The organism is Planomicrobium sp. CPCC 101079, assembly GCF_007859275.1.
GTDB lineage: Bacteria > Bacillota > Bacilli > Bacillales_A > Planococcaceae > Planococcus.
In genome coordinates this window covers 35547-55564 of the sequence record NZ_VOHC01000031.1, presented here as the reverse complement: position 1 = coordinate 55564, position 20018 = coordinate 35547, and the positions used below count along the sequence as shown (strand labels likewise).

The following is a 20018-nucleotide window of genomic DNA, read 5'->3' as shown; positions in this document are numbered from 1 at the left end:
GACCTTGTGTGAAAATCAAAACAATTGAACCGACTCCAAGCCCGAATACGATGAAAGTCATCATCGACCAGGAACTGCCGTTTGGCAAAAGCCATAATTACAACGAGAACAATCTGGAAGGCGCTCCGGCGGAAGTGCGGAAAATCCTGGCAGTGGAAGGCGTTAAGTGCGTATACCACGTTGCTGATTTTCTTGCGGTCGAACGAATCGCGAAATTTGACTGGGAAGCGATTTTGGCGGAAGTCCGACGCATATTTGGAGAAGACAGCAAAGGCGCGAACGATGAGATTCAAATTGATGAACACTTCGGGGAAGTCTACGTACACGTTCAGCAGTTTAAAGGCATTCCGCTGCAAGTGAAAGTCTTTGATAACTTGTCTGAAAAGCGTTTTGCAATGCCGGAGCGCTTTACTCGAGCCATGAGCGCAGTCATGGACCCGACAGAAGAAAATTATTTGCTGCAGCGCAAATGGGCAGATTACGGTGTCCGGTACGGGGAAAAGGAAGAAATCGGCCAAAGCGTGGTTGAAGAACTGGAAGCGGCTTATCCCCAAAGCCGCCTTGATGGCTTGATTTCAGAGAACCAGGCTGAAGACACGGAAACATTCGTCCGCGGCAGGAAAGTCACAGCAGAAGAATTCGATGTTCCTGATTGGGAAACACGTTTCCAGCTGCTTGAGCAGATGAACGAAGGCGAACTGGATGATTTGCCGCTTCTGGCAAATGCGCTGGAAGATGAAAAAATGTCCATTCGCCGGCAAGCTGCCATTTATTTGGGGGACATCAAGGATCAAGCAGTGGTGCCTTATATGGAACGGGCGATGAGAGACAAAAGCTGGGCTGTCCGGAGAACTGCCGGGGATGCCATCAGTGATCTCGGCTTTCCGGAATTTGAGCCGATCATGATTGAGACGTTAAAAGACAAAAACAAACTGGTCCGCTGGAGAGCGGCAATGTTCCTGTACGAAACAGGAACCGAAGCGTCGTTGCCCGCTTTAAAGGAAGCGGAAAACGATCCGGAATTTGAAGTCAAGCTGCAAATCAAAATGGCGATTGCCCGGATTGAACAGGGCGAAGAAGCAAAAGGGTCGGTTTGGAAGCAAATGACCGAAGCTCGCCAGGCGATGAAAGAAGATTGATATCAACAGGAAAGCTGGTCTAAGCCATGTTAACAGCGCGCTTGGGCCAGCTTTTTTTATGCATTTTTCCGTTTGCGGCAAAACAAAATGTTTCTCTGCTCTGAGAAAGAGGTAAACTCCATTAAACACATAGTATTTCACCGAACGTAAGCAGTGGTGAAATAGGAGGGAGATAGCTATGGAAACAGATATTTTCAGTATTGAACTTCTTTGCCAAGGAAAGTACGAATCGTGGGAATTCAGCGATGAAGGCGAGCGTGACGCATTGTTCAATAAAGTGAAAAAAAGATATGTCGGCAAGGAAATTAAAGACAAGAACAATGCTGATGATCGGCACATTGTGCAATTGAGTGCAACAAGCTTGCATATTAAAGCAGGGAACGATGTCTCTCAAACGGTTCCGTTCGAATGGTATGACTACGATGTGTTCGGTGAGATGTTGTCCTATATGAACAGTGAATACACGAAACAAAATAAAAGCATTTCTTGACTTGAATACGAAAAAAGCCGAATTGTGCAGGGATTCTTCCTTCTTTGCCGAATATAGAAAAAGAAAGGAGGGGTACGATGCCCAAAAAATTCAACTTGATCTATCATTTCGTGGACGGCGATACATGGGGTGGCGAAGAAGTGGATGTGCATGTCGCGGCAGACGAAATCTCCGATCATTTCACTCAAAATTTATGCCAGCCTGATGTTGAATTGGTTTCTCATTCAACAAATGAAAAAAAATTGGTGAAAGACTTAAAGTCGGTTGAACTTGTATTTAGGTGGTGAGTGTCCTATTGGACGCTCTTTTTTTTGAGCTTTTTTGCTAAACGGGGAAGAAAAAAACAGCTGGAATTAGAACTTTCTGCAACAAAAAAGAAGCTGCAATAAAACTGCAGCTCCTAGTGCACCGCGGATACTTGACAAACTTAATAATTTTTCAAAACATCGTCAATGGCCGAGTTAGCCACCAGTTGGACCGAGATGATTTGGTTGATATTGAGCACCGCATGCTTAATGTGGTTGACCGTTTTGCCGGTTTTGAATTTGACATCTTCAAGCAGAATCGTTTCACTAAAATCCAAATCCTCCAAAAAATGGTTGTCCTGGCTTTTCAGCTCGGATCTCGTATAGAAGTTGGCTTTGGAATAATTGATCGGCACAAGCTCATCCGCATTAGCAGGTTCTCTTGTTTCTTCTTTGATCGCCAAAAGTTTTCCGAAATAGATGCCTGCCGGCGTAATGAACGATAAGGAGTTGTCACGGCCAAATTCCCCCTCCATTGCAATCCGAAGAACATTGATGGTTTCTTGCATATTCCCCATAGTGAGCACCTCCTTTCCCTTTATCAATTCGACACAAAATGATATTCACCTACTGCTTTCCAAAAACTCGTATTTATTATTTGTTAAGAAAATAGATGAAAACTCCTTCATTGGAAGGGGAAAGAAGATAAAAGGACTAGTTTATGAATCAATAGAATCATATATTTCTTATATTTTAAATATATTTCTATAGTTTTTAGTTCAGAATAAGCGTTACTTCCTTAAAAAAGTATGATAATCTTATAATTATGTTAAGGGGGATGCCTTGTGAATATTACAGTAAATGGAAGAACATTGAATGAATCGCGGAGCTATTTAATAGCCAGGGAAATAATAAGAGAAACAGAAATTGAACATCCAATGGATGTTGAATCGTTTTTACAGGAATATACGATAGAAGAATGCGAGAAATTCATTATCCTTCGCCCGCCAACTGTCGAAGGTATACATATATCTTTATTGAAGCCATCCAAATAGGATGGCTTTTGTAGTTGCATGCTTAAAATTAAAGAGTTTTCCCGAGGAAAATTGTTATTGAAGGAAATAGATGATTTTTTTTTAGAAAAATCAAATAATTATTTAAGTATATTTATTTACCGGAAAAGAATAAAACGTAATCTTAAACAGCTATGGAAGCAGTAAAATCATAGTGCTTTTTAACTACTGAAGGCGTATAATAACCCTATGAGAATTTTTTAAGGGGGTTATACAATGGAAAATACTTTGTATCGTTTAATCACAAGTACGGAAGATTCTTCTATTATAGAAAAGGAGACATATTGTGACTACTTGGATTATGAAGAAGCATTGTTGAATTATAATAAAACAATCGAGTTTAAAATATCCGGCGATGGTACAGCTGGACCCTTTATGGAGAAATACTTCCTCATTAATAACGATTATGAAAGCAACCCAAGTGGGCAGTGGCATCGGTGCGAATTAAAAAATGAGGAAGGCAGCATAGTTACGATGAGAATCGAGCCGATTCAATTTTATGAAGCGGAATATTTTGCCTCCAAAGATATCGAAGCCAGATATAAAGCGATATACGGAGAGAACGACAAAAACTCCTTCAGCTTTTTTACGAAGCTCTTCAAACGCAAAAGATAATCTTCGACTTTAAAGTGTCCGATAGCTTTCTCTTTTATTCCATCAAGCAGACTTGAAACTAACGGAATAAGCGTGTCTCGAGCTGGAAATAATGAAATAACGCAATAAGTGAGTTAGAATGAGAAGAGAAAACACATTCCACCAAGCGTGAATGAATTTAAAGAAAGAAGGCGATAATATGAACGCATATGACGAATATATGAAAGGCATCGTTGCTCCGATGCGCCAGCAATTGACCGATGAAGGTTTCAAGGAACTGGCTACCGCTGAAGAAGTGAACGAGCATATGAGTGAAGCAAAAGGAGTTAGCTTAGTCGTCATCAACTCCGTGTGCGGTTGTGCCGCGGGCCTTGCTCGTCCGGCGGTCATTGAAGCGGTAAGGCAAGCGGATGCAAAACCCGAACATTTGGTTACCGTATTTGCTGGTCAGGACAAAGAGGCGACTGCGCAAATGCGCAATTATTTTGAAGAAATTCCGCCTTCATCTCCGTCGGTTGCTTTGCTGAAAGACGGGCAACTGGCGTATTTTATCCCGCGTGAGCAGATTGAAGGCCATCCAGTTGAACATATACGCGACCATCTTCTGCAGGCATTGGAGCAGGTAGCTGCTGAGTGAAGGCAATTGTAACGACGGCGTACCGGCCGACGGAAGCGCTAAAAAAGAAAGCCGAAAAGGTTGCACGGAATCTGGCTATTCCGTTTTTTGAGCGCAATAAGCGCTCCATCGACAAACTTCATGAAGAGTTGGGCTGTGATGTGCTGGTCGCCGCAAAAGAACGCCTCGAGTTTTATCCGTTGGGTAAAACAGAGCCGTTCTTTTTTCATCCCAATTCTTCTGCATTTCGGACAAAGCGGCCGATTGCAGATGATCCGTTGATCGAAGTATCCGGCCTGCAAAGCGGCGACTCGTTTGTCGACTGTACACTTGGAATGGCATCAGATGCCATTGTAGCTTCACAATGGGTGGGAGAGAAAGGCACGATTGTCGGGTGCGAATCGCATTCGATAATCGCCTACGTTATTGAACAAGGATTGGCTGGATATGAAAAAATGCCTCATTTGAATGAAGCGATGAGAAGAATCCAGGTTATTCATATGGAAGCACTCGCTTACTTGTCTACGCTTCCAGACAACTCTGTTGATGTTGTCTATATGGATCCGATGTTCACTGAAGAAATCCGGGAGTCATCTAATTTTTTGCCGCTGCGTAAGACTGCAAACACCGGCCAATTGACACAGGCATGGATAGATCAAGCAGTGCGGGCAGCCCGAAAGAGTGTTGTGCTAAAAGCGCATTTTAGATCCGGTGACTTTGAAACGTTCGGATTCCAAAGGCGTGTGCGGCCCAATACAAAATTCCATTACGGCGTCATCGATTGCCAAGCAGAAAAACTCCGAAATGATTGATTTCGGAGTTTTTTCTATGCAAAATGAAACTCTGTCTCGCGGCTGCCGTATATAAGTATCATATAGCCACAGAGGAGATGAGTGGATGACAAACCGGTCCGGATATGGCATGGCGATTGCATTGCCTTTTTTTGTTCTTTGGTTGACGCAGGATAATATCGCTTATTTATGTATCGCAATCGCTTTAGGCTTTTCATTAGGCCGATCCGATTGTAAAAAAGAACAGAAAAAATGAACAAAGCGCAGTTTTCTGCTTTTTATGAAAAATAGCAGGCGAACCCGATTGATTCGGATTCGCCTGCTATTAAAACTTCTTATGGATAGTAAGTTTTCAATCATTTTTTTAAGAGATTAGTCTGTATAATGCAATGAGATCAAATACGCAAGCATGCCTAAAAGGCCAAGCCCGGCTAATAATGAAGTATCCAAGAAATTTCCTCCTTTTTCGAAAAAACAGAGCTAAATGAATAACTTTATTGTACAATGAAATACAAGAAGATGAAACCTTTACCCATAAAAATTCGTCTAAAATAGCAATGCAAAGTAAGAAATTGTTCAAAAATGAGGGTGATGTTGATGAAAAGCTGGTGGCAAAAATCGCTGATGATTGCAGTAGCCGTCCTGACATTAGGAGCGATTTCCCCGAACCATACACTATGGGAAACCATTCTTGACGAAAAGGGATCACAGAAATCACATGCAGCGGCAAATGAAAACAAAGATTATACGTACGATTGGGTTGACTTAAGCGAGTACTATGACAATGGGCGGACAGTGATTGATTCGTTCTATCAGACATCAGAAGAACAAGCTTATATGAAGTTCGGTTCCCGAATTGGGCCTGTTATCCAAGACGAGTTCCAAACTGCAATTTTGCCGAATATCCAGCAAGCAATCGATATGCATCTTGGAAGCCTCGGCGCTGAAAAGTTAAACCAGCTGGCGATAAGCGAAAAACCCGCTGGGGATTATGCTGAAAAAATATTTCACATTTACGACACGAATACTAAAAAAGATGAAATCCGTTTCCATGTAAGAACAGAGAAAAAGCCGCAAGAAGGTTATTTCTTTAATTTCCATTATCATTTAGCGGAGGATAATTACCAAAAACATTACGCTCTTGGCGACATTTACTGGTCAAAAGATACACCGCCTAAATGGCTGTCGTAAAAAACCGTTACAGTTGTAACGGTTTTTTTTCATGTTTTTTTGTTATTATAGAAAGGATAACGGAGGGGAACAAATTATGAAACAATATTTAGACTTATGCGAACACATCTTACATAATGGAACAAGAAAAGAGGACCGTACGGGAACCGGAACGCTGAGCGTTTTCGGCTATCAGATGCGGTATAACTTGAGCGAAGGTTTTCCATTGATGACAACAAAAAAAACGGCGTTCCGGTTGATCGTTTCAGAACTGCTGTGGTTTATCAAAGGCGATACAAATGTCCAATCACTGATTGCAGAAAACAACCACATTTGGGACGAATGGGCATTTGCTCAATGGGTCGAAAGCGAAGAATACAAAGGGCCGGATATGTCGGACTTTGGCAGACGGGCGCAAAAAGATCAGGAATTTGCAGCTGTTTATAAAGAACAGATGGCCATTTTCCAGGAAAAAATTTTAGCGGACGACTCATTTGCAGAGAAATACGGTGATTTGGGGCCGGTGTACGGGAAACAGTGGCGCTCATGGGCGACCACAACAGGCGGCACAATCGACCAGCTTCGCAACGTGATCGAAGCGATCAAAAACAATCCTGACTCTAGACGCCATCTGGTAACAGCGTGGAACCCGGAATTTGTGGATGATATGGCGCTCCCGCCTTGCCATACAATGTTCCAATTTTACGTGGCGGACGGCAAATTATCATGCCAGCTTTACCAAAGAAGCGCCGATGTTTTTTTAGGTGTTCCTTTTAATATTGCTTCTTACGCGTTGCTGACACATTTAGTGGCGAGAGAATGCGGACTAGAAGTAGGCGATTTTGTCCATACAACAGGAGACACACATTTATATACAAATCACCTGGAACAAGTAAATGAACAATTGGCCAGAGAACCGAAAAAATTGCCGACACTTAAAATAAACGAAAACGTTGATTCGATTTTTGATTTGACCCTATCAGATATCTCGGTTGAAGGCTACGATCCGCATCCTAGAATTTCAGCGCCAGTTGCAGTATAAGGAGGAACAGATATGATTTCGTTAATGGTGGCACATGATCCAGACAGGGTCATTGGCAAAGACAACCAATTGCCATGGCATATTCCAGAAGATTTGGCTTATTTTAAAAAACACACGGTTGGCAAAGGAATCGTCATGGGGCGGAACACTTATGAATCCATAGGGCGCCCGCTGCCTAAGCGCCGGAATATCATTGTTACCCGCAATGCCGAATATCAAGTTGAAGGCGCCGATGTAGTCCATTCGCTTGACCAAGCTATCCAGTTGGCTGAAGAAGTTCACGAGGAGGTTATGGTCATCGGCGGAGAAGAAGTGTTCCGGTCAATTTTGCCGCGCGCTGACAGGCTATACATTACGTTGATCAAGAAACCTTTTGAAGGCGATACTTTCTTTCCGGAATATGGAGAAGGCTGGAGGGTGGTATCGGAATCTGAAGAATTACTTTCAAACGGTACTCCTTTTTCGTATTTGATTTTTGAACGGAATAATAAATAAACCCGCATTTAAAAGAAAAACAGATCTGAAAAGGTCTGTTTTTTATGCAAAATGTAGAAATATACGTATCGTTTGCCGCAAGGCTGAAAAATTTTTACAATAGGATTATAGAAAAAAGGAAGTGACTTCATGTCAAAGATTCATATAGTGACAGATTCCACAGCAGATTTAAAGGAGGATATCATCAGTAAATACAATTTGCATGTTGTGCCGCTGACAATACAAATAGAAGGAAAAACTTATTTGGACCGTGTGGACTTGGAGCCGGAATCCTTTTTAGAATTGATGGAGAAATCCAAGGAATTGCCGAAAAGTTCTCAGCCAGCACCAGGGGTTTTCAAAGAACTCTATGATAGTCTCGGAGGAAATGGCGATAAAATCATTTCCATTCATATGACTGGCGGCATGAGCGGCACTGTTGAATCGGCGCGGACTGCTGCTGAACTGTCCAATTCGGATGTCACCGTAATCGATTCGCGCTATATCGCACATGCACTCGGTTTTCAAGTGATAGAAGCTGCAGAAATGGCAATGGCCGGCGAATCGGTGGAAAAAATCGTCGCACGGGTTGAAGAAATCCGCAAAAACACCAAATTATTTGTAGTAGTGGATACACTCGATAATCTGGTGAAAGGCGGCCGCATTGGCAAGGGGCGTGCCATGGTTGGTTCTTTTTTGAAGATAAAGCCGATTGCCTCGCTTGATGGCGGTGAGTATACCCCTGTTGCTAAAGCGAGAAGCCATAAACAAGCTGTTCAGTATTTGCTTAATGATATTAAGGCAAACACAGCAGGCAAAGTCGTCAAAGGCATCGGCATTGCTCATGCTGGAGGATTGGCGATGGCAGAACCGCTTCGCCGTCAGCTTGAAGAAGCGGGATATTCCAATATCAAATTTGATTACACGACGCCAGTTATTTCTACCCATACCGGAATTGGCGCGATTGGGTTCATGTATTACACGGATTAATGATCTAAAAGGAGCGAATGATGTGAAACGCATCCTGTTTATCTCACTTGCAGTCATGGTTTTCTTAGCGGGATGCAATTCACCTTTCATTTTTGGAAATGAAGAAGCAGAACCGAGAATTCCATCTGCTTTTTCAGCTTATACAGTTCCGCCCAATTTTGTGCCTCAGGCGCTGCTTGTAACGGCTCTTGGTGATTCGTTGTCACAAGGGGTAGGAGATGAAGAAAATATCGGCGGCTATGTTGGCAGGCTCACACAAGAAATGAGAGAATGGCCTGGCGTCCGTGGCGCAGTAGTGGAAAACACGGCCAAGCGGGGGCGGCGGAGCGATCAATTGCTCGCAATGTTTCAGAAAGGCGAATTGACTGGACCTGTGGCACAGGCAGATTATATTGTCATGACGATTGGCGGAAATGATGTCATGCGCATTGTTAAACGCGATTTGTTTTCACTGACTGTGGAAGCTTTTGAAGATGAATTGATTTTATACGAAAATCGGTATCGGACAATTTTTTCTTCCATCCGATCCATTAACCCGACGGTTCCGATTATCGTGTTAGGCATTTACAACCCGTTTTCTTTGATCACCCAGGACGTCAAGGAGTTTGATCAAATCATTTCAGAGTATAATAGCAGTATGGAAGCGGTAGCCGAAGCCGATCCACAAGCTTGTTTTGTGCCTGTTAATGACTTGTTTATCGGCAACGACAATTTGGTTTACCACACGGATTTTTTTCATCCGAACAGCAAAGGCTATGATTTAATGACAGAGCGCATCATCGAACGCATGGAAGAATGCGGGTTCAGTTTCCAAGAGTAGGAGGGGGGTGGCAGCAGGTGAAGAAATGGCGGATGGCTTTTATAACATTGCTTGCGATAAATTTGCTGGCAATACTAGGGATTTTTATGTACGTGACGACTCCAGCTGCCGATTACAGTGCCTTCGGGGCAGTTAAAAGGGATCAAATAGAAGGGAACTCTCTTATGGTCCGTACGACAAAAGCGGATTTTGAAGGAATTGCCAACACGTATATCCAAAAAGAAATGGCTGATTCTCCAGTGCCGCTGACATTGTCGCTGAATGGGGCAGTGAATCTGTCCACAGAGTTGACGGTTTTTACCCAAACATTGCCGATATTGCTGAAATTTAATCCTTACGTACAAGAAGATGGGAATTTATTGCTCAAGCAACAATCAGTGGAAATCGGAATGCTGGATATTCCACCCGAATCTGCGTTAAAGTTGTTAAGAGATTCAGTGGAGCTTCCCGATTTCATGGAAGTGAACCCTAAGCAAAATGAAGTGTTGCTAAAGCTGACGGAAATACCGTTGGAGGATGGAATTTCCGTGCGGGCGTCTTCTTTTGATTTGGAAGAAGATGATATTCGCCTGGAAGTGACCGTCCGACCATAAAGATGGGAGTGGGAACATGAAAACTGAAAAAGCTACATTTGCCGGAGGGTGTTTTTGGTGTATGGTCAAACCGTTCGATACGCTTCCGGGAATTGAAGAAGTAGTCAGCGGCTATACGGGAGGCGATTTGCCGAACCCGACCTATGAACAAGTCTGTTCGAATGCAACGGGCCATGTGGAGGCGGTTCAAATTACGTTCCAGCCGGAAATATTCCCATATGAAAAACTGTTGGATGTGTTTTGGACACAGATTGACCCAACAGATGCTGGCGGCCAGTTTTTTGACCGCGGTTCTTCTTATCAAACGGCGATTTTTTACCATTCGGAGGAGCAGCGGCTAGCGGCAGAGAAATCCAAGCAGGAATTAAACAATTCCGGCAAGTTTTCAAAACCGGTGGCAACGCCCATCTTGGAAGCTAAGCCGTTTTATTTGGCAGAAGAATACCATCAGGATTACTATAAGAAAAATCCTGCTCACTATAACCGGTATTCTGTCGGTTCCGGTCGGGCTGGATTCATCGAAAAGAATTGGGGTGCAGGGCAATGAAAGACGATTTAAAAGAAAAATTGACGCCAATGCAATATCACGTTACACAAGAAAATGGTACGGAACCTCCTTTCCGCAACGAATTTGACCAGCATTTTGAAGAAGGCATTTACGTGGACATCGTATCCGGCAAGCCGCTTTTCAGCTCTAAAGACAAATTCGACTCGCATTGCGGCTGGCCAAGCTTCGCGAAACCATTGGAAACCGAAGAAATCAAAGAAAACTTTGATACAAGCCATGGCATGAGACGGACAGAAGTCCGGTCGGCAACTGCTGATTCCCATTTGGGGCATTTGTTCCCGGATGGCCCGTCGTCGCTTGGCGGCTTGCGTTATTGCATCAACTCTGCAGCTCTACGGTTTGTGCCGAAAGACCAATTGGATGCAGAAGGTTTGTCCGAATACAAACAATTGTTTGAATGATAAAAACCCGGACTGGAGTCCGGGTTTTTGTTCGCCGATAAGAAAGGAGGTTGCTATGGACCGTTCATTTTACCATTTCGCCTTGAATTACCGAGGCAAAATAAACCCTGATGAATTTTCGCGTTTTGCAGATGCCATGTTTTTGGACCCGAGCTTCCCAAAAACTTCAAACGATTTTGAAAAGCTTTCGCGGTACATCGAAGAAAAAGCGCACCCGATCATGAAAGCCTCAACGTTCGACCAAATGTGGGATGACTATTCAAGCCAATAGGGCTCGTCATTGCACTAAAGATGAAAAACCAGTATGATTATACCGACTATAGTAAAGTGAGGTTTTTTTAATGAGTGTTCATATTAATGCAAAAAAAGGCGATATTGCAGATACGATTTTATTGCCAGGAGATCCGCTTCGCGCGAAGTATATCGCAGAAACTTTTTTGGAAGATGTAACATGCTATAACGAAGTGCGCAATATGTTCGGTTATACAGGTACATATAAAGGCAAACGCATTTCAGTTCAAGGAACAGGCATGGGTGTACCTTCAATCTCCATCTACGTAACAGAATTGATGCAGGAATACGATGTGCAGAAGTTAATTCGCGTCGGAACTTGCGGCTCTATCCACAAAGATGTGAAATTGCGTGATGTCATTATCGCTCAAAGCGCTTCTACCAACTCGAAAATGAACGAACTTATTTTCAATGGCATCTCTTATGCCCCAACAGCGAATTTCGATTTGTTGCTTAAAGCATACAATGCAGGGGTTGAAAAAGGCTTGAACTTGCGTGTCGGAAATGTTTTCACTGAAGACGTTTTCTATAACGAATTTGCAGAACACGAGAAATGGGCGCAGTACGGTGTTCTTGGACTTGAAATGGAATCAGCAGCCCTTTATACATTAGCTGCAAAATTTGGCCGCCAAGCATTGGCTATTTTGACTGTCAGCGATCATTTATTGACTGGCGAAGTAACAACTGCCGAAGAACGCCAAACCACATTCAACGACATGATAGTGGTCGCTTTGGACGCTGCAATACAAGAATAAGATTGAAGACTGCTTAGCCAGTCTTTTTCTTTTAATGCCCGCGGCTTTGAAATGTATGAATTTTAGATAGGCAATTATGAAAGTGGTGAAGAAAAATGGACGAAAAGCGTCCTGGTGATCATCAGGAACAAATCCCTCCAGTTGAAGAAACTCCTTCGCATTTTATCCGGATGAAAACTTTTTCATTTATCATGCTAGTGTTCACCGTGATATTACTGACAGCAGGGGTGACAATTTTTGCATTGACTTTCGGCGACGATAAAGCAGTGCAGGTGAATTCGCCGGAACGGCAAGAGTTTCAAAAGCTTTATGCCGCATACGACCAGATCGAAAGCGAATACTATGAAGATGTCGAGAGTGACCAGTTGGTTAATGGCGCGATCAACGGAATGATCGAAGCGCTCGGCGACCCTTACTCTGATTATATGAACGAAGAAGAAGCGGCCCAGTTTACGGAAGGCATTTCTTCTAGCTTTGAAGGAATTGGGGCGGAAATCCAGGAACGCAGCGGCTATGTAGCCGTCGTGTCTCCAATCAAAAATTCTCCAGCTGAAAAAGCGGGCATTTTGCCGAATGACTTGATCACTGAAGTGGATGGGAAAAGCATCCAGGGCTTTAGTTCTTCAGAAGCGGTTATGCTTATCCGTGGGGAAAAAGGAACAAAAGTAACTTTGACCATTCGCCGCGGCGAAAACTCTGAGCCGATTAAAATTGAAATTGTCCGTGATGAAATTCCAATTGAAACGGTCTATGCTGAAATGAATGACGATAAAGTTGCGCATATTCAAATCACCAGCTTTGCTGAAAAAACTTATGAAGAGCTGCTTGCTGCCATTGAAGAGTTGGAAAGCCAAGGAATGAAAGCAATGGTCCTTGATGTTCGCCAAAACCCGGGCGGCTTATTGACAGCAGCCCTCGATATTTCCGATTTGTTTGTAGAAGAAGGAAAAACATTGTTTGAAGTTCAGGCAAAAGGTGCAGAACCTGAAGTCTATACGGCTACTGGCGGTACGAAAGTGAAAGTTCCTGTAACACTTTTGATTGATGGCGGAAGCGCGTCGGCATCCGAGATTTTGGCTGGTGCAGTAAGCGAATCCGGAAATGTTCAATTAATCGGCGAGAAATCATTCGGCAAAGGAACTGTGCAAACAGCAAACAATATGTCGGATGGATCTAATCTGAAATTCACAACAGCTAAATGGCTGACTCCTGATGGCAACTGGATTCATGAAAAAGGCATCGAACCTGATATTAAAGTCGAATACCCTGAGTATGCTTCATTGCCTGTTTTAGATCCGAGCGTCGAATTGAAAGACGGTACAATTTCAGAGCAAGTGCAAACAGCTGAAAAAATGCTGAAAGCGCTTGGGTATGAAGTAGGAAAAGTCGATGGCGTGTTCGAAGAAGAGATGGAAAGTGCTGTGAAAGAATTCCAGGAAGACGAAAAAATAGAAGCGGACGGCGTTTTGACAGGTGACAGTACTTACGCGGTCATGACAGCCCTTCGAGAAAAAATTGAAAAAGATGATCCGATGCTGCAAGAAGCGCAAAAGGTCATCTTGAAAGAAGCGGAATAAAACAAGCTTCATTCAGGAATAATGAAGAAAGCGAAAAAGCCCGCATTTGCGGGCTTTTTCTTATCACAAAAAGCAAAGGATGATTGGATGATCGATGTATATTTGTTCAGCGGCTTTTTAGGGAGCGGCAAAACAACTTTATTGAAACACATAATTCAACAAGTGAAAGACCAAGGATTAAAACCGGCTGTTTTCATGAATGAGTTAGGGCAGACCAATTTCGACTCGGAAGCAGTGGAAGAGGGCGTGCCGCTTAAAGAACTGCTTGATGGCTGCATTTGCTGTTCAGGGTCTGAAAAATCGGAAGCGCAAATCCAGACTTTGCTTGCAGAAGAGACGTTTGATGTTTTATTGATTGAAACGACAGGCGCAGCCCATCCTGTTGAAGCATTGGATGCTGTTTTTTCGCCGCTGTTTGCGGACCGCTTGAATTTCAAAGGCATTATCACGGTCGCCGACAGCAAACGCTGGCTTAGCCGGAATGAACTGTCGCCGCAAATCCGTTCGTTGTTTTTGGAACAAATCCGCCATGCCGATCTTATTCTTGCTAACAAATCGGATTTGCTGACAGAAGGCGAACAAGCGAACACTGTTTATGAACTGCAATCGTTAAACCCGACGGCCCAAATTATCCAAACGGTCCATTCGAAAGTGCCTTTCAAGCAACTGGAAAAAACGACAGCCAAAAAATTCGGCAGCGTTGTAAAAGCGCCGGTAGCAAAATTGAATTTGGATACAAAAGTATTGCGTTTTGAAACTGGTGTTAAAAGAGAAAAGTTCGAGGAATGGCTGCGCGCGCTTCCGGAAACCGTTTACCGCATAAAAGGGTATGTGCCGCTCGAAGGGGATAAATACCCCCATGCTTTCCAATACGCATATGGCATGGCGCAGTGGCTGCCTGAATACGTGAAAATGCAGCCGCAAATTGTGGTCATCGGAGAAGGGCTCGAAGGAGTGGAGCTGCCATGATCGAGGCATTTAAAAAACTGTGGCCTAACCGTACTGCTGTGGACAAAATCAGCAGCATGGAAGAACTCGAAAAGTACGTGAGAATCGAATTGAATGATGAATTAACGCATCCGCGCGTAAGAAAAACCAAGGCAGAAAAACTTCAGCTGGCGATGGAACGGATTGAGCAGTCAGACTTGGCAGATGACGAGAAAACCGATCTGGCCGAACTATATAAAAAGATTGCGGCTCATTGAGCCGCAATCTTTTTTTGTATTGTAATAAGGCGGATGGATAAAGTGATTGCGCCGGCTGTCAGTCCGGCAATGAGGCCGATCCAGAAGCCGAACGCTTCGAAGCCGGTAAATCCGGCGAGGAGGTAGCCAACAGGCAATCCAATGACCCAGTAAGAGATCAGTGCCATTATAAAGGTGATGTTCACATCCTTGTATCCGCGAAGAGCCCCTTGAACCGGAGCTTGGATGGCGTCCGATAATTGAAAGAGTGCCGCAAAAACTAAAAATTGCACCGCCAGCTCGATAACCGCGGGATCTGATGAGTACAGCGCGGCAATTTGTTCACGCATGAAAAACAACACGCAAGCTGAGACAAAGCTGAAGCTTACTGCCGTCCCGACACTCATCCAACTGTATTGTTTCGCATCCCCGTAGCGTTTGGCGCCGATTTCAAAACCGACTAAAATGGTTGCGCCCATTGAAATGCTGAGCGGCAGCATATATAAAAGCGATGTGAAATTGATGGCAATTTGATGGGCTGCAATGGTGATTGTCCCATATGTGCTCATCATTAGCGTAACAGCGGAGAAGATGCTCGTTTCAGCGAATATCGAAATCCCGATCGGAATGCCAAGCCGGCTGATTTCACTGATTTTCGATATGACCGGCTTTGACCAGCCTGTGAAAATGGCGAACGACGAAAACGGCTTTTTCGTATGGATAATCCAGATCGCAATAAATAAGATGAGCCAATATGTAATAGCGGAAGCATAGCCTGCACCGGCGCCTCCAAGTTCAGGGAAGCCGAAATTTCCGAAGATCAATAAATAGTTGAAGAAGACGTTGATCGGAGCGGAAATGAGCGATATAAACATCGTAATGCGTGTCGACCCCAGCGCATCGATATAAGAACGCAAAGCGTTATAGACAAATAACGGAACAAGGCCCAAGCTCATTGCGAAAATATAGGTGGCTGCAACATCAGAAACTGCAGGCTCCAACTTCATAAAACCGAGCAAGAAGCTGCTGCCGAACAGGAAAAAGAAAAATACGGCAATGGCTAATAAGACTGCCAGGTAAATCCCTTGCTGGACCGTATCTTTTACTTGTTCTTTTTTCTTAGCGCCCATTAATTGTGCTACAATTGGAGTGATGGACATTAGAATGCCGGCAAGGCCGATGTAAACGGGAACCCAGAAAGACGATCCGATGGAAACACCGGCTAAATCATCTGTCCCGTAGCGTGCAGTCATGTAAATATCGAAAAAGGTTACTAAATACATTGCGACTTGTGTGACTAAAATGGGAAATACAATTTTCAATAAAAGTTTCATTTTCCTTTTTTTTGTTTCGGTTTCGTACATGCTTCATCCTCCAATATGCCAGTAAACAACAAATCTAAGTATAGCATAGAAAATATCGCTTTAAAGCGGCTAGTAAAAGTGAATATATACATGAGAGAGTAGGACAGTACAATGAACAAAAGAACCATTCTATTAACCGGAGGCGGTACTGCTGGCCACGTTTCGTTGAACCAGGCACTGATCCCCGAATTGAAAAACATGAATTACAATGTCGAATATATCGGCTCAAAAGACGGGATTGAAAAGGAGCTTATTTCCGGAGCATTCCCCGATTTGAAATACCACCCCATCTCAAGCGGCAAGTTGCGCCGGTATTTTTCGATGAAAAACTTTACAGACCCTTTCCGTGTAGGAGCGGGGCTGATGCAAGCGCTGAATGTTATCCGGAAAGCAAAACCTGCAGCTATTTTTTCTAAAGGCGGTTTCGTATCGGTCCCTGTAGCAATGGCAGGCAAATTAATGTCAATTCCGGTCATCATCCATGAATCGGATGTCACTCCGGGCTTGGCCAATAAAATTGCCATGCCGTTCGCGGACCATATCTTCACCGTTTTCAAAGAAACGCTGAAATATGTGCCGGCTGAAAAATCCACGTGCACGGGATCAGTGATCCGCAGTGAGTTGATGGATGGCTCTGCTGCAAGAGGCAAAGAAATTTGCAGTTTCGACAACGACATGCCGGTATTGATGATTATGGGCGGAAGCCAAGGCTCGGCCGTCATCAATGACGCCATCCGCATCAACCTTCCCGAATTGCTTAAGCAATACAATATCATTCACTTGTGTGGTAAAGGAAACGTTGATGAAGCGCTGCACGACAAAGCGAATTATTGCCAGTTTGAATATGTTACTGACGAGCTTTCGCATTTGCTTCATATGACGGATTTTGTTGTTTCCCGGGCGGGATCAAATTCAATTTTCGAATTTCTTGCCTTGAAGAAACCGATGCTGCTAATTCCGCTTTCAAAACTTAAAAGCCGCGGGGACCAGCTGTTAAACGCAGAACTGTTCCAGCGCCAGGGCTTTGCCCATGTTATCGAAGAGGAAGATTTAACGCCTGAAAGTTTCATGAAGGCGATGAACCAGCTGCGTGCCAATGAAGAGCTGCTAGTGGAAAACATGATTTCAGCTGAGCCTCCGAAAACGGCCTATGAAATGGCTAAATTGGTAGCAGCCCATACAAAAAAACGGTAAATCCGATATTTAGAGGTGACAACAATGGAATTGACTTTGCAAAAAGTACACGGCTCCATGAATACGTTCTATATGGTTGAGGGAGCAGAACGCAACGATTATGACAAGCTTGCGCTGCAATTGGCAGCAATCGATCCGGACATTGATGGATTGCTTGTCGTTTTGCCTTCGGCTGTTGCAGATGCCAAAATGCGCGTCTTTAACCGCGATGGTTCCGAAGCGTCCATGTGCGGAAACGGGCTTCGCTGTGTGGCGAGGTTTGTCTGTGAGCGGGATGGAATTGAAGAAGCAGTCATTGAGACGATGAAAGCTTCGCTTCAAGTGAAAAAGGAAAAAACATTAATGGACGGCATTGCCAGATACTCAGTTGAAATTTCGCCGGTTTCCTTTAAACTGGCAGATTTGCCGATGGAGTATGAAGGCAGCAAGGAGTGGATCCTCAAGCCGCTGCCGTTCATCTCTGAAGACATCGCCTTTTCGGCAGTAGCTGTACCGAACCCTCATCTGATCGGTATTGTTGCAGCCGAATACCAAGCCGACCAAAGCCATCAGCAAAAGTGGGCGGAACAGTTTAACGGCCCAAATGACTATTTCGCGGACGGCGTCAATGTCAGTTATGTCACCAAGGTTGAAGAAGGGATTTTTGTGCGGACTTTCGAGCGCGGTGTCGGATTTACCAATGCTTGCGGAACGGCAATGACGGCTTCGGCGCTGATCAGCTGCATGGCGGGCCTTGTTCCATTTGGCAATGTTTACGTCTACAACCCGGGCGGCATGGTCCAATGCCAAGTCGAGAAAAATGGCCAAGAAATCCAGCTCTTATTGACGGGCAATGCAACCATTTTATCCGTCCATCAATTCCTTTGGGAAGAAGACGTGGAAAATAGCAGTTTTAAATCAACGGAGGAGCTCGAGGAACAAGCTTTGTACGAGAAGTTTATCGAACAAACTTCCTCTGTGTCTGATCAATTTGTGCAATAGAAAGCAGGATGGAAATGACAGGGCCATTTACTGAACAACAGCTCGATCTGTTGTATGGAAAATCCGAAAACTTGGTTTTTCTCATGAAGCAGACGCAAGACTCGTATACTTACGAATATATTAATCCCATGTGCAAAACGGTCTTTAAAAAAGATTTGACCGGCTTGACGGTTGATGACAGCATGCCGGCCACATTAGCCGCTGAAATAAAAAAACAATACGGCCTTTCGCTTCAAACCGATCATCCATATACGTACCGGGATTACAATTTATTCAGTGAAGATAGATTGGCGACCGAAACGGAAGTCACTTCCTTTATTCATAATGGGGAAACGTACATTTTAGCGGTGTCGAAAAATGTTTCACCTCAAAAGAAAATGGAAGAAGATTATTCGTTTTATCAGTCCCTGGTAAGCAATTCGGTCGATCCCATGATCATGGTCACTGCCAATCTGGGAGTTTTCGACATGAATCCTGCCTACGAATCCACATTTGGTGTGCGTAAAGAAGAATGGATCGGCAAAACCTACGCCGAACTGCCAGTATCGCAAAAACGGATGTTTGAAGAAATAAAATTCAGGCTCGAAAAAATTATAGCCGGCCATTCCGCTTCTTCAATCATTATTGAACGAAGAAAGAAAGACGGCCAGCTGGCGAGATTCTCTGCCAACTATTCACCAATCACCGAAAACGGCCAGGTTCGGGCATTGCATATCGTGTTGCGTGAGCTGACTAGTGAAACGATATTGAAAAAGGAATTGAAAAAAACCGAAAATATTCTTGAAAGCTATAAGGATGCACTTAATTATGCAGCACTTGTAGCGATATGGGATAGGGATGGCACCATACATTTTGTAAACAATAATTTCAAAGGGACAACCGGCTATGATAATGAAGAGCTGTTGGCCATGAATATTGCAGAAATTGGACAAGCGGTCATTACAAGGGAACAGTATGAGACAATCCGCGGCATTGTTTTAAACGGAGCCATTTGGCGTGGAGAAATCAAAAGCCTAAAGAAAACCGGAGAAACATTCTGGGTCGATGCCACCGTTATTCCGTTATCCGATGCTGATGGCAGCATTTCTCAGGTTTTGTCGATCATGTTTAATATTACCGACAGAAAACAACTTGAAGAAAAATTGCGGTTCATGGCCTATCATGACCGGTTGACTCGTTTGCCGAACCGCCAGCTTTTCATCCAGGAATTTTCCCGCATGAAAGCGCTGGCTGATGCCAACAAGGAACAGGTGGGGCTGCTTTATCTGGATGGAGACGATTTTAAGCAGATCAATGATGTTTACGGTCATGATGTAGGTGACGAGTTTATTTATCATTTTGGCCAATCCATACAAAAAAGCATCCGCCATCAAGATCTGGCGGCGAGAATCGGGGGCGACGAATTTCTCGTAGCCATAAGCGGTTTGGCGCCTTTGCATGCTAAAGAGCAGATTGAAGGAGTCATTGAGCGGCTCAAGAACAACTTGGCGGAAGGCTGGGCTATTGGCCAGGAAAAGTTTTCACCGACTGTTTCATTAGGTGTTGCGATATACCCCCTCGATGCGGACAATTTGGACGGGCTTGTAAAAAAAGCCGATTCGGCATTGTACCTGGCTAAAAAGCAAGGAAAAAACCAAGTGCATTTTATCAACCAAGAATAAATTTA

26 protein-coding genes are annotated in these 20018 nt (G+C 43.9%); 24 read left to right on the top strand and 2 right to left on the bottom strand.

What is annotated here, in order from left to right:
- The first annotated feature begins 8 nt into the window (after positions 1-8).
- The 3 genes from FQV28_RS16535 to FQV28_RS16525 all read left to right on the top strand — a co-directional run bounded on the left by FQV28_RS16535 (position 9) and on the right by FQV28_RS16525 (position 1916).
- Positions 9-1139 carry a conserved virulence factor C family protein gene (locus FQV28_RS16535; protein ID WP_146497621.1) on the top strand — a complete coding sequence of 377 codons (1131 nt, stop codon included), beginning with the start codon at positions 9-11 and terminating at the stop codon, positions 1137-1139.
- Positions 1140-1317: 178 nt separating this feature from the next.
- Positions 1318-1629 (top strand): hypothetical protein, encoded by a 312-nt coding sequence (locus tag FQV28_RS16530; RefSeq protein WP_146497620.1) that lies wholly within the window; start codon positions 1318-1320, stop codon positions 1627-1629.
- Positions 1630-1706: 77 nt separating this feature from the next.
- On the top strand, positions 1707-1916 hold the full coding sequence (locus FQV28_RS16525) for a hypothetical protein (RefSeq protein WP_146497619.1): 210 nt from the start codon (positions 1707-1709) through the stop codon (positions 1914-1916).
- A gap of 140 nt (positions 1917-2056) precedes the next feature.
- Here the strand turns inward: FQV28_RS16525 and FQV28_RS16520 are convergent, their stop codons facing one another.
- Entirely contained in the window at positions 2057-2452 is a 396-nt protein-coding gene (locus FQV28_RS16520; RefSeq protein WP_146497618.1) for a hypothetical protein, read from the bottom strand.
- Between the two features lie 267 nt (positions 2453-2719).
- Between FQV28_RS16520 and FQV28_RS16515 the strand changes: the two genes are divergently transcribed.
- The 18 genes from FQV28_RS16515 (at position 2720) to FQV28_RS16435 (ending at position 14834) form a co-directional block, all read left to right on the top strand.
- Positions 2720-2929, top strand: a complete 210-nt coding sequence (locus FQV28_RS16515; RefSeq protein ID WP_146497617.1) for a hypothetical protein — start codon at positions 2720-2722, stop codon at positions 2927-2929.
- A gap of 234 nt (positions 2930-3163) precedes the next feature.
- Positions 3164-3562 carry a hypothetical protein gene (locus FQV28_RS16510; protein ID WP_146497616.1) on the top strand — a complete coding sequence of 133 codons (399 nt, stop codon included), beginning with the start codon at positions 3164-3166 and terminating at the stop codon, positions 3560-3562.
- A 178-nt stretch (positions 3563-3740) separates the two neighbouring features.
- The gene (locus tag FQV28_RS16505) at positions 3741-4178 is read left to right on the top strand and encodes a BrxA/BrxB family bacilliredoxin (protein WP_146497615.1); all 438 of its coding nucleotides are present in this window, start codon (positions 3741-3743) and stop codon (positions 4176-4178) included.
- Positions 4175-4969, top strand: a complete 795-nt coding sequence (locus FQV28_RS16500) for a class I SAM-dependent methyltransferase (RefSeq protein ID WP_146497614.1) — start codon at positions 4175-4177, stop codon at positions 4967-4969. Before FQV28_RS16505 ends, FQV28_RS16500 begins: the two co-directional genes overlap by 4 nt.
- A gap of 85 nt (positions 4970-5054) precedes the next feature.
- A complete protein-coding gene (locus tag FQV28_RS19320) occupies positions 5055-5204 on the top strand; it encodes a hypothetical protein (RefSeq protein WP_186763922.1) in 150 nt (49 codons plus the stop codon).
- A 341-nt stretch (positions 5205-5545) separates the two neighbouring features.
- The gene (locus FQV28_RS16495; protein WP_146497613.1) at positions 5546-6139 is read left to right on the top strand and encodes a YpjP family protein; all 594 of its coding nucleotides are present in this window, start codon (positions 5546-5548) and stop codon (positions 6137-6139) included.
- 76 nt (positions 6140-6215) lie between these two features.
- The gene (locus FQV28_RS16490) at positions 6216-7160 is read left to right on the top strand and encodes a thymidylate synthase (RefSeq protein WP_146497612.1); all 945 of its coding nucleotides are present in this window, start codon (positions 6216-6218) and stop codon (positions 7158-7160) included.
- Between the two features lie 12 nt (positions 7161-7172).
- Positions 7173-7655, top strand: a complete 483-nt coding sequence (locus FQV28_RS16485; protein WP_146497611.1) for a dihydrofolate reductase — start codon at positions 7173-7175, stop codon at positions 7653-7655.
- Positions 7656-7784: 129 nt separating this feature from the next.
- A complete protein-coding gene (locus FQV28_RS16480; RefSeq protein WP_146497610.1) occupies positions 7785-8624 on the top strand; it encodes a DegV family protein in 840 nt (279 codons plus the stop codon).
- A gap of 22 nt (positions 8625-8646) precedes the next feature.
- Complete coding sequence (locus FQV28_RS16475; protein WP_146497609.1) at positions 8647-9444, top strand: GDSL-type esterase/lipase family protein; 798 nt, start codon at positions 8647-8649, stop codon at positions 9442-9444.
- A gap of 17 nt (positions 9445-9461) precedes the next feature.
- Positions 9462-10037 carry a YpmS family protein gene (locus FQV28_RS16470; RefSeq protein WP_255472987.1) on the top strand — a complete coding sequence of 192 codons (576 nt, stop codon included), beginning with the start codon at positions 9462-9464 and terminating at the stop codon, positions 10035-10037.
- 16 nt (positions 10038-10053) lie between these two features.
- Positions 10054-10584, top strand: a complete 531-nt coding sequence (msrA, locus tag FQV28_RS16465) for a peptide-methionine (S)-S-oxide reductase MsrA (protein ID WP_146497607.1) — start codon at positions 10054-10056, stop codon at positions 10582-10584.
- On the top strand, positions 10581-11006 hold the full coding sequence (gene msrB / locus FQV28_RS16460; protein ID WP_146497606.1) for a peptide-methionine (R)-S-oxide reductase MsrB: 426 nt from the start codon (positions 10581-10583) through the stop codon (positions 11004-11006). Before msrA ends, msrB begins: the two co-directional genes overlap by 4 nt.
- A gap of 55 nt (positions 11007-11061) precedes the next feature.
- Entirely contained in the window at positions 11062-11277 is a 216-nt protein-coding gene (locus FQV28_RS16455; protein ID WP_146497605.1) for a YozE family protein, read from the top strand.
- A 70-nt stretch (positions 11278-11347) separates the two neighbouring features.
- Complete coding sequence (gene deoD, locus FQV28_RS16450; protein ID WP_146497604.1) at positions 11348-12052, top strand: purine-nucleoside phosphorylase; 705 nt, start codon at positions 11348-11350, stop codon at positions 12050-12052.
- A gap of 95 nt (positions 12053-12147) precedes the next feature.
- Positions 12148-13629 carry a lmo1851 family serine protease gene (locus tag FQV28_RS16445; protein WP_146497603.1) on the top strand — a complete coding sequence of 494 codons (1482 nt, stop codon included), beginning with the start codon at positions 12148-12150 and terminating at the stop codon, positions 13627-13629.
- Positions 13630-13716: 87 nt separating this feature from the next.
- Complete coding sequence (locus tag FQV28_RS16440; protein WP_146497602.1) at positions 13717-14598, top strand: CobW family GTP-binding protein; 882 nt, start codon at positions 13717-13719, stop codon at positions 14596-14598.
- Entirely contained in the window at positions 14595-14834 is a 240-nt protein-coding gene (locus tag FQV28_RS16435) for a hypothetical protein (RefSeq protein ID WP_146497601.1), read from the top strand. The genes FQV28_RS16440 and FQV28_RS16435 overlap by 4 nt, the downstream gene beginning before the upstream one ends.
- Here the strand turns inward: FQV28_RS16435 and FQV28_RS16430 are convergent.
- Positions 14828-16177: an MATE family efflux transporter gene (locus FQV28_RS16430; protein ID WP_146497600.1), complete on the bottom strand. Its 1350-nt coding sequence runs from the start codon at positions 16175-16177 to the stop codon at positions 14828-14830. The two genes, FQV28_RS16435 and FQV28_RS16430, sit on opposite strands and share 7 nt — an antisense overlap.
- Before the next feature lie 111 nt (positions 16178-16288).
- On the opposite strand from FQV28_RS16430, the gene FQV28_RS16425 reads away from it, so the two are divergent.
- The 3 genes from FQV28_RS16425 to FQV28_RS16415 are packed head-to-tail and all read left to right on the top strand — an operon-like array spanning position 16289 to position 20013.
- Entirely contained in the window at positions 16289-17371 is a 1083-nt protein-coding gene (locus tag FQV28_RS16425; protein WP_146497599.1) for an undecaprenyldiphospho-muramoylpentapeptide beta-N-acetylglucosaminyltransferase, read from the top strand.
- A 24-nt stretch (positions 17372-17395) separates the two neighbouring features.
- Entirely contained in the window at positions 17396-18352 is a 957-nt protein-coding gene (gene dapF / locus FQV28_RS16420; protein WP_146497598.1) for a diaminopimelate epimerase, read from the top strand.
- 14 nt (positions 18353-18366) lie between these two features.
- A complete protein-coding gene (locus FQV28_RS16415; RefSeq protein WP_146497597.1) occupies positions 18367-20013 on the top strand; it encodes a sensor domain-containing diguanylate cyclase in 1647 nt (548 codons plus the stop codon).
- The last annotated feature ends 5 nt before the right edge of the window (positions 20014-20018 follow it).

Coding starts and splice junctions, on each gene's coding strand:
- FQV28_RS16530 (WP_146497620.1), top strand. CDS start 1,318: ATGGAAACAGATATTTTCAGTATTGAACTTCTTTGCCAAGGAAAGTAC.
- FQV28_RS16525 (WP_146497619.1), top strand. CDS start 1,707: ATGCCCAAAAAATTCAACTTGATCTATCATTTCGTGGACGGCGATACA.
- FQV28_RS16520 (WP_146497618.1), bottom strand. CDS start 2,452: ATGGGGAATATGCAAGAAACCATCAATGTTCTTCGGATTGCAATGGAG.
- FQV28_RS16510 (WP_146497616.1), top strand. CDS start 3,164: ATGGAAAATACTTTGTATCGTTTAATCACAAGTACGGAAGATTCTTCT.
- FQV28_RS16505 (WP_146497615.1), top strand. CDS start 3,741: ATGAACGCATATGACGAATATATGAAAGGCATCGTTGCTCCGATGCGC.
- FQV28_RS19320 (WP_186763922.1), top strand. CDS start 5,055: ATGACAAACCGGTCCGGATATGGCATGGCGATTGCATTGCCTTTTTTT.
- FQV28_RS16495 (WP_146497613.1), top strand. CDS start 5,546: ATGAAAAGCTGGTGGCAAAAATCGCTGATGATTGCAGTAGCCGTCCTG.
- FQV28_RS16490 (WP_146497612.1), top strand. CDS start 6,216: ATGAAACAATATTTAGACTTATGCGAACACATCTTACATAATGGAACA.
- FQV28_RS16485 (WP_146497611.1), top strand. CDS start 7,173: ATGATTTCGTTAATGGTGGCACATGATCCAGACAGGGTCATTGGCAAA.
- FQV28_RS16480 (WP_146497610.1), top strand. CDS start 7,785: ATGTCAAAGATTCATATAGTGACAGATTCCACAGCAGATTTAAAGGAG.
- msrA (WP_146497607.1), top strand. CDS start 10,054: ATGAAAACTGAAAAAGCTACATTTGCCGGAGGGTGTTTTTGGTGTATG.
- msrB (WP_146497606.1), top strand. CDS start 10,581: ATGAAAGACGATTTAAAAGAAAAATTGACGCCAATGCAATATCACGTT.
- FQV28_RS16455 (WP_146497605.1), top strand. CDS start 11,062: ATGGACCGTTCATTTTACCATTTCGCCTTGAATTACCGAGGCAAAATA.
- deoD (WP_146497604.1), top strand. CDS start 11,348: ATGAGTGTTCATATTAATGCAAAAAAAGGCGATATTGCAGATACGATT.
- FQV28_RS16445 (WP_146497603.1), top strand. CDS start 12,148: ATGGACGAAAAGCGTCCTGGTGATCATCAGGAACAAATCCCTCCAGTT.
- FQV28_RS16440 (WP_146497602.1), top strand. CDS start 13,717: ATGATCGATGTATATTTGTTCAGCGGCTTTTTAGGGAGCGGCAAAACA.
- FQV28_RS16435 (WP_146497601.1), top strand. CDS start 14,595: ATGATCGAGGCATTTAAAAAACTGTGGCCTAACCGTACTGCTGTGGAC.
- FQV28_RS16430 (WP_146497600.1), bottom strand. CDS start 16,177: ATGTACGAAACCGAAACAAAAAAAAGGAAAATGAAACTTTTATTGAAA.
- FQV28_RS16425 (WP_146497599.1), top strand. CDS start 16,289: ATGAACAAAAGAACCATTCTATTAACCGGAGGCGGTACTGCTGGCCAC.
- dapF (WP_146497598.1), top strand. CDS start 17,396: ATGGAATTGACTTTGCAAAAAGTACACGGCTCCATGAATACGTTCTAT.
- FQV28_RS16415 (WP_146497597.1), top strand. CDS start 18,367: ATGACAGGGCCATTTACTGAACAACAGCTCGATCTGTTGTATGGAAAA.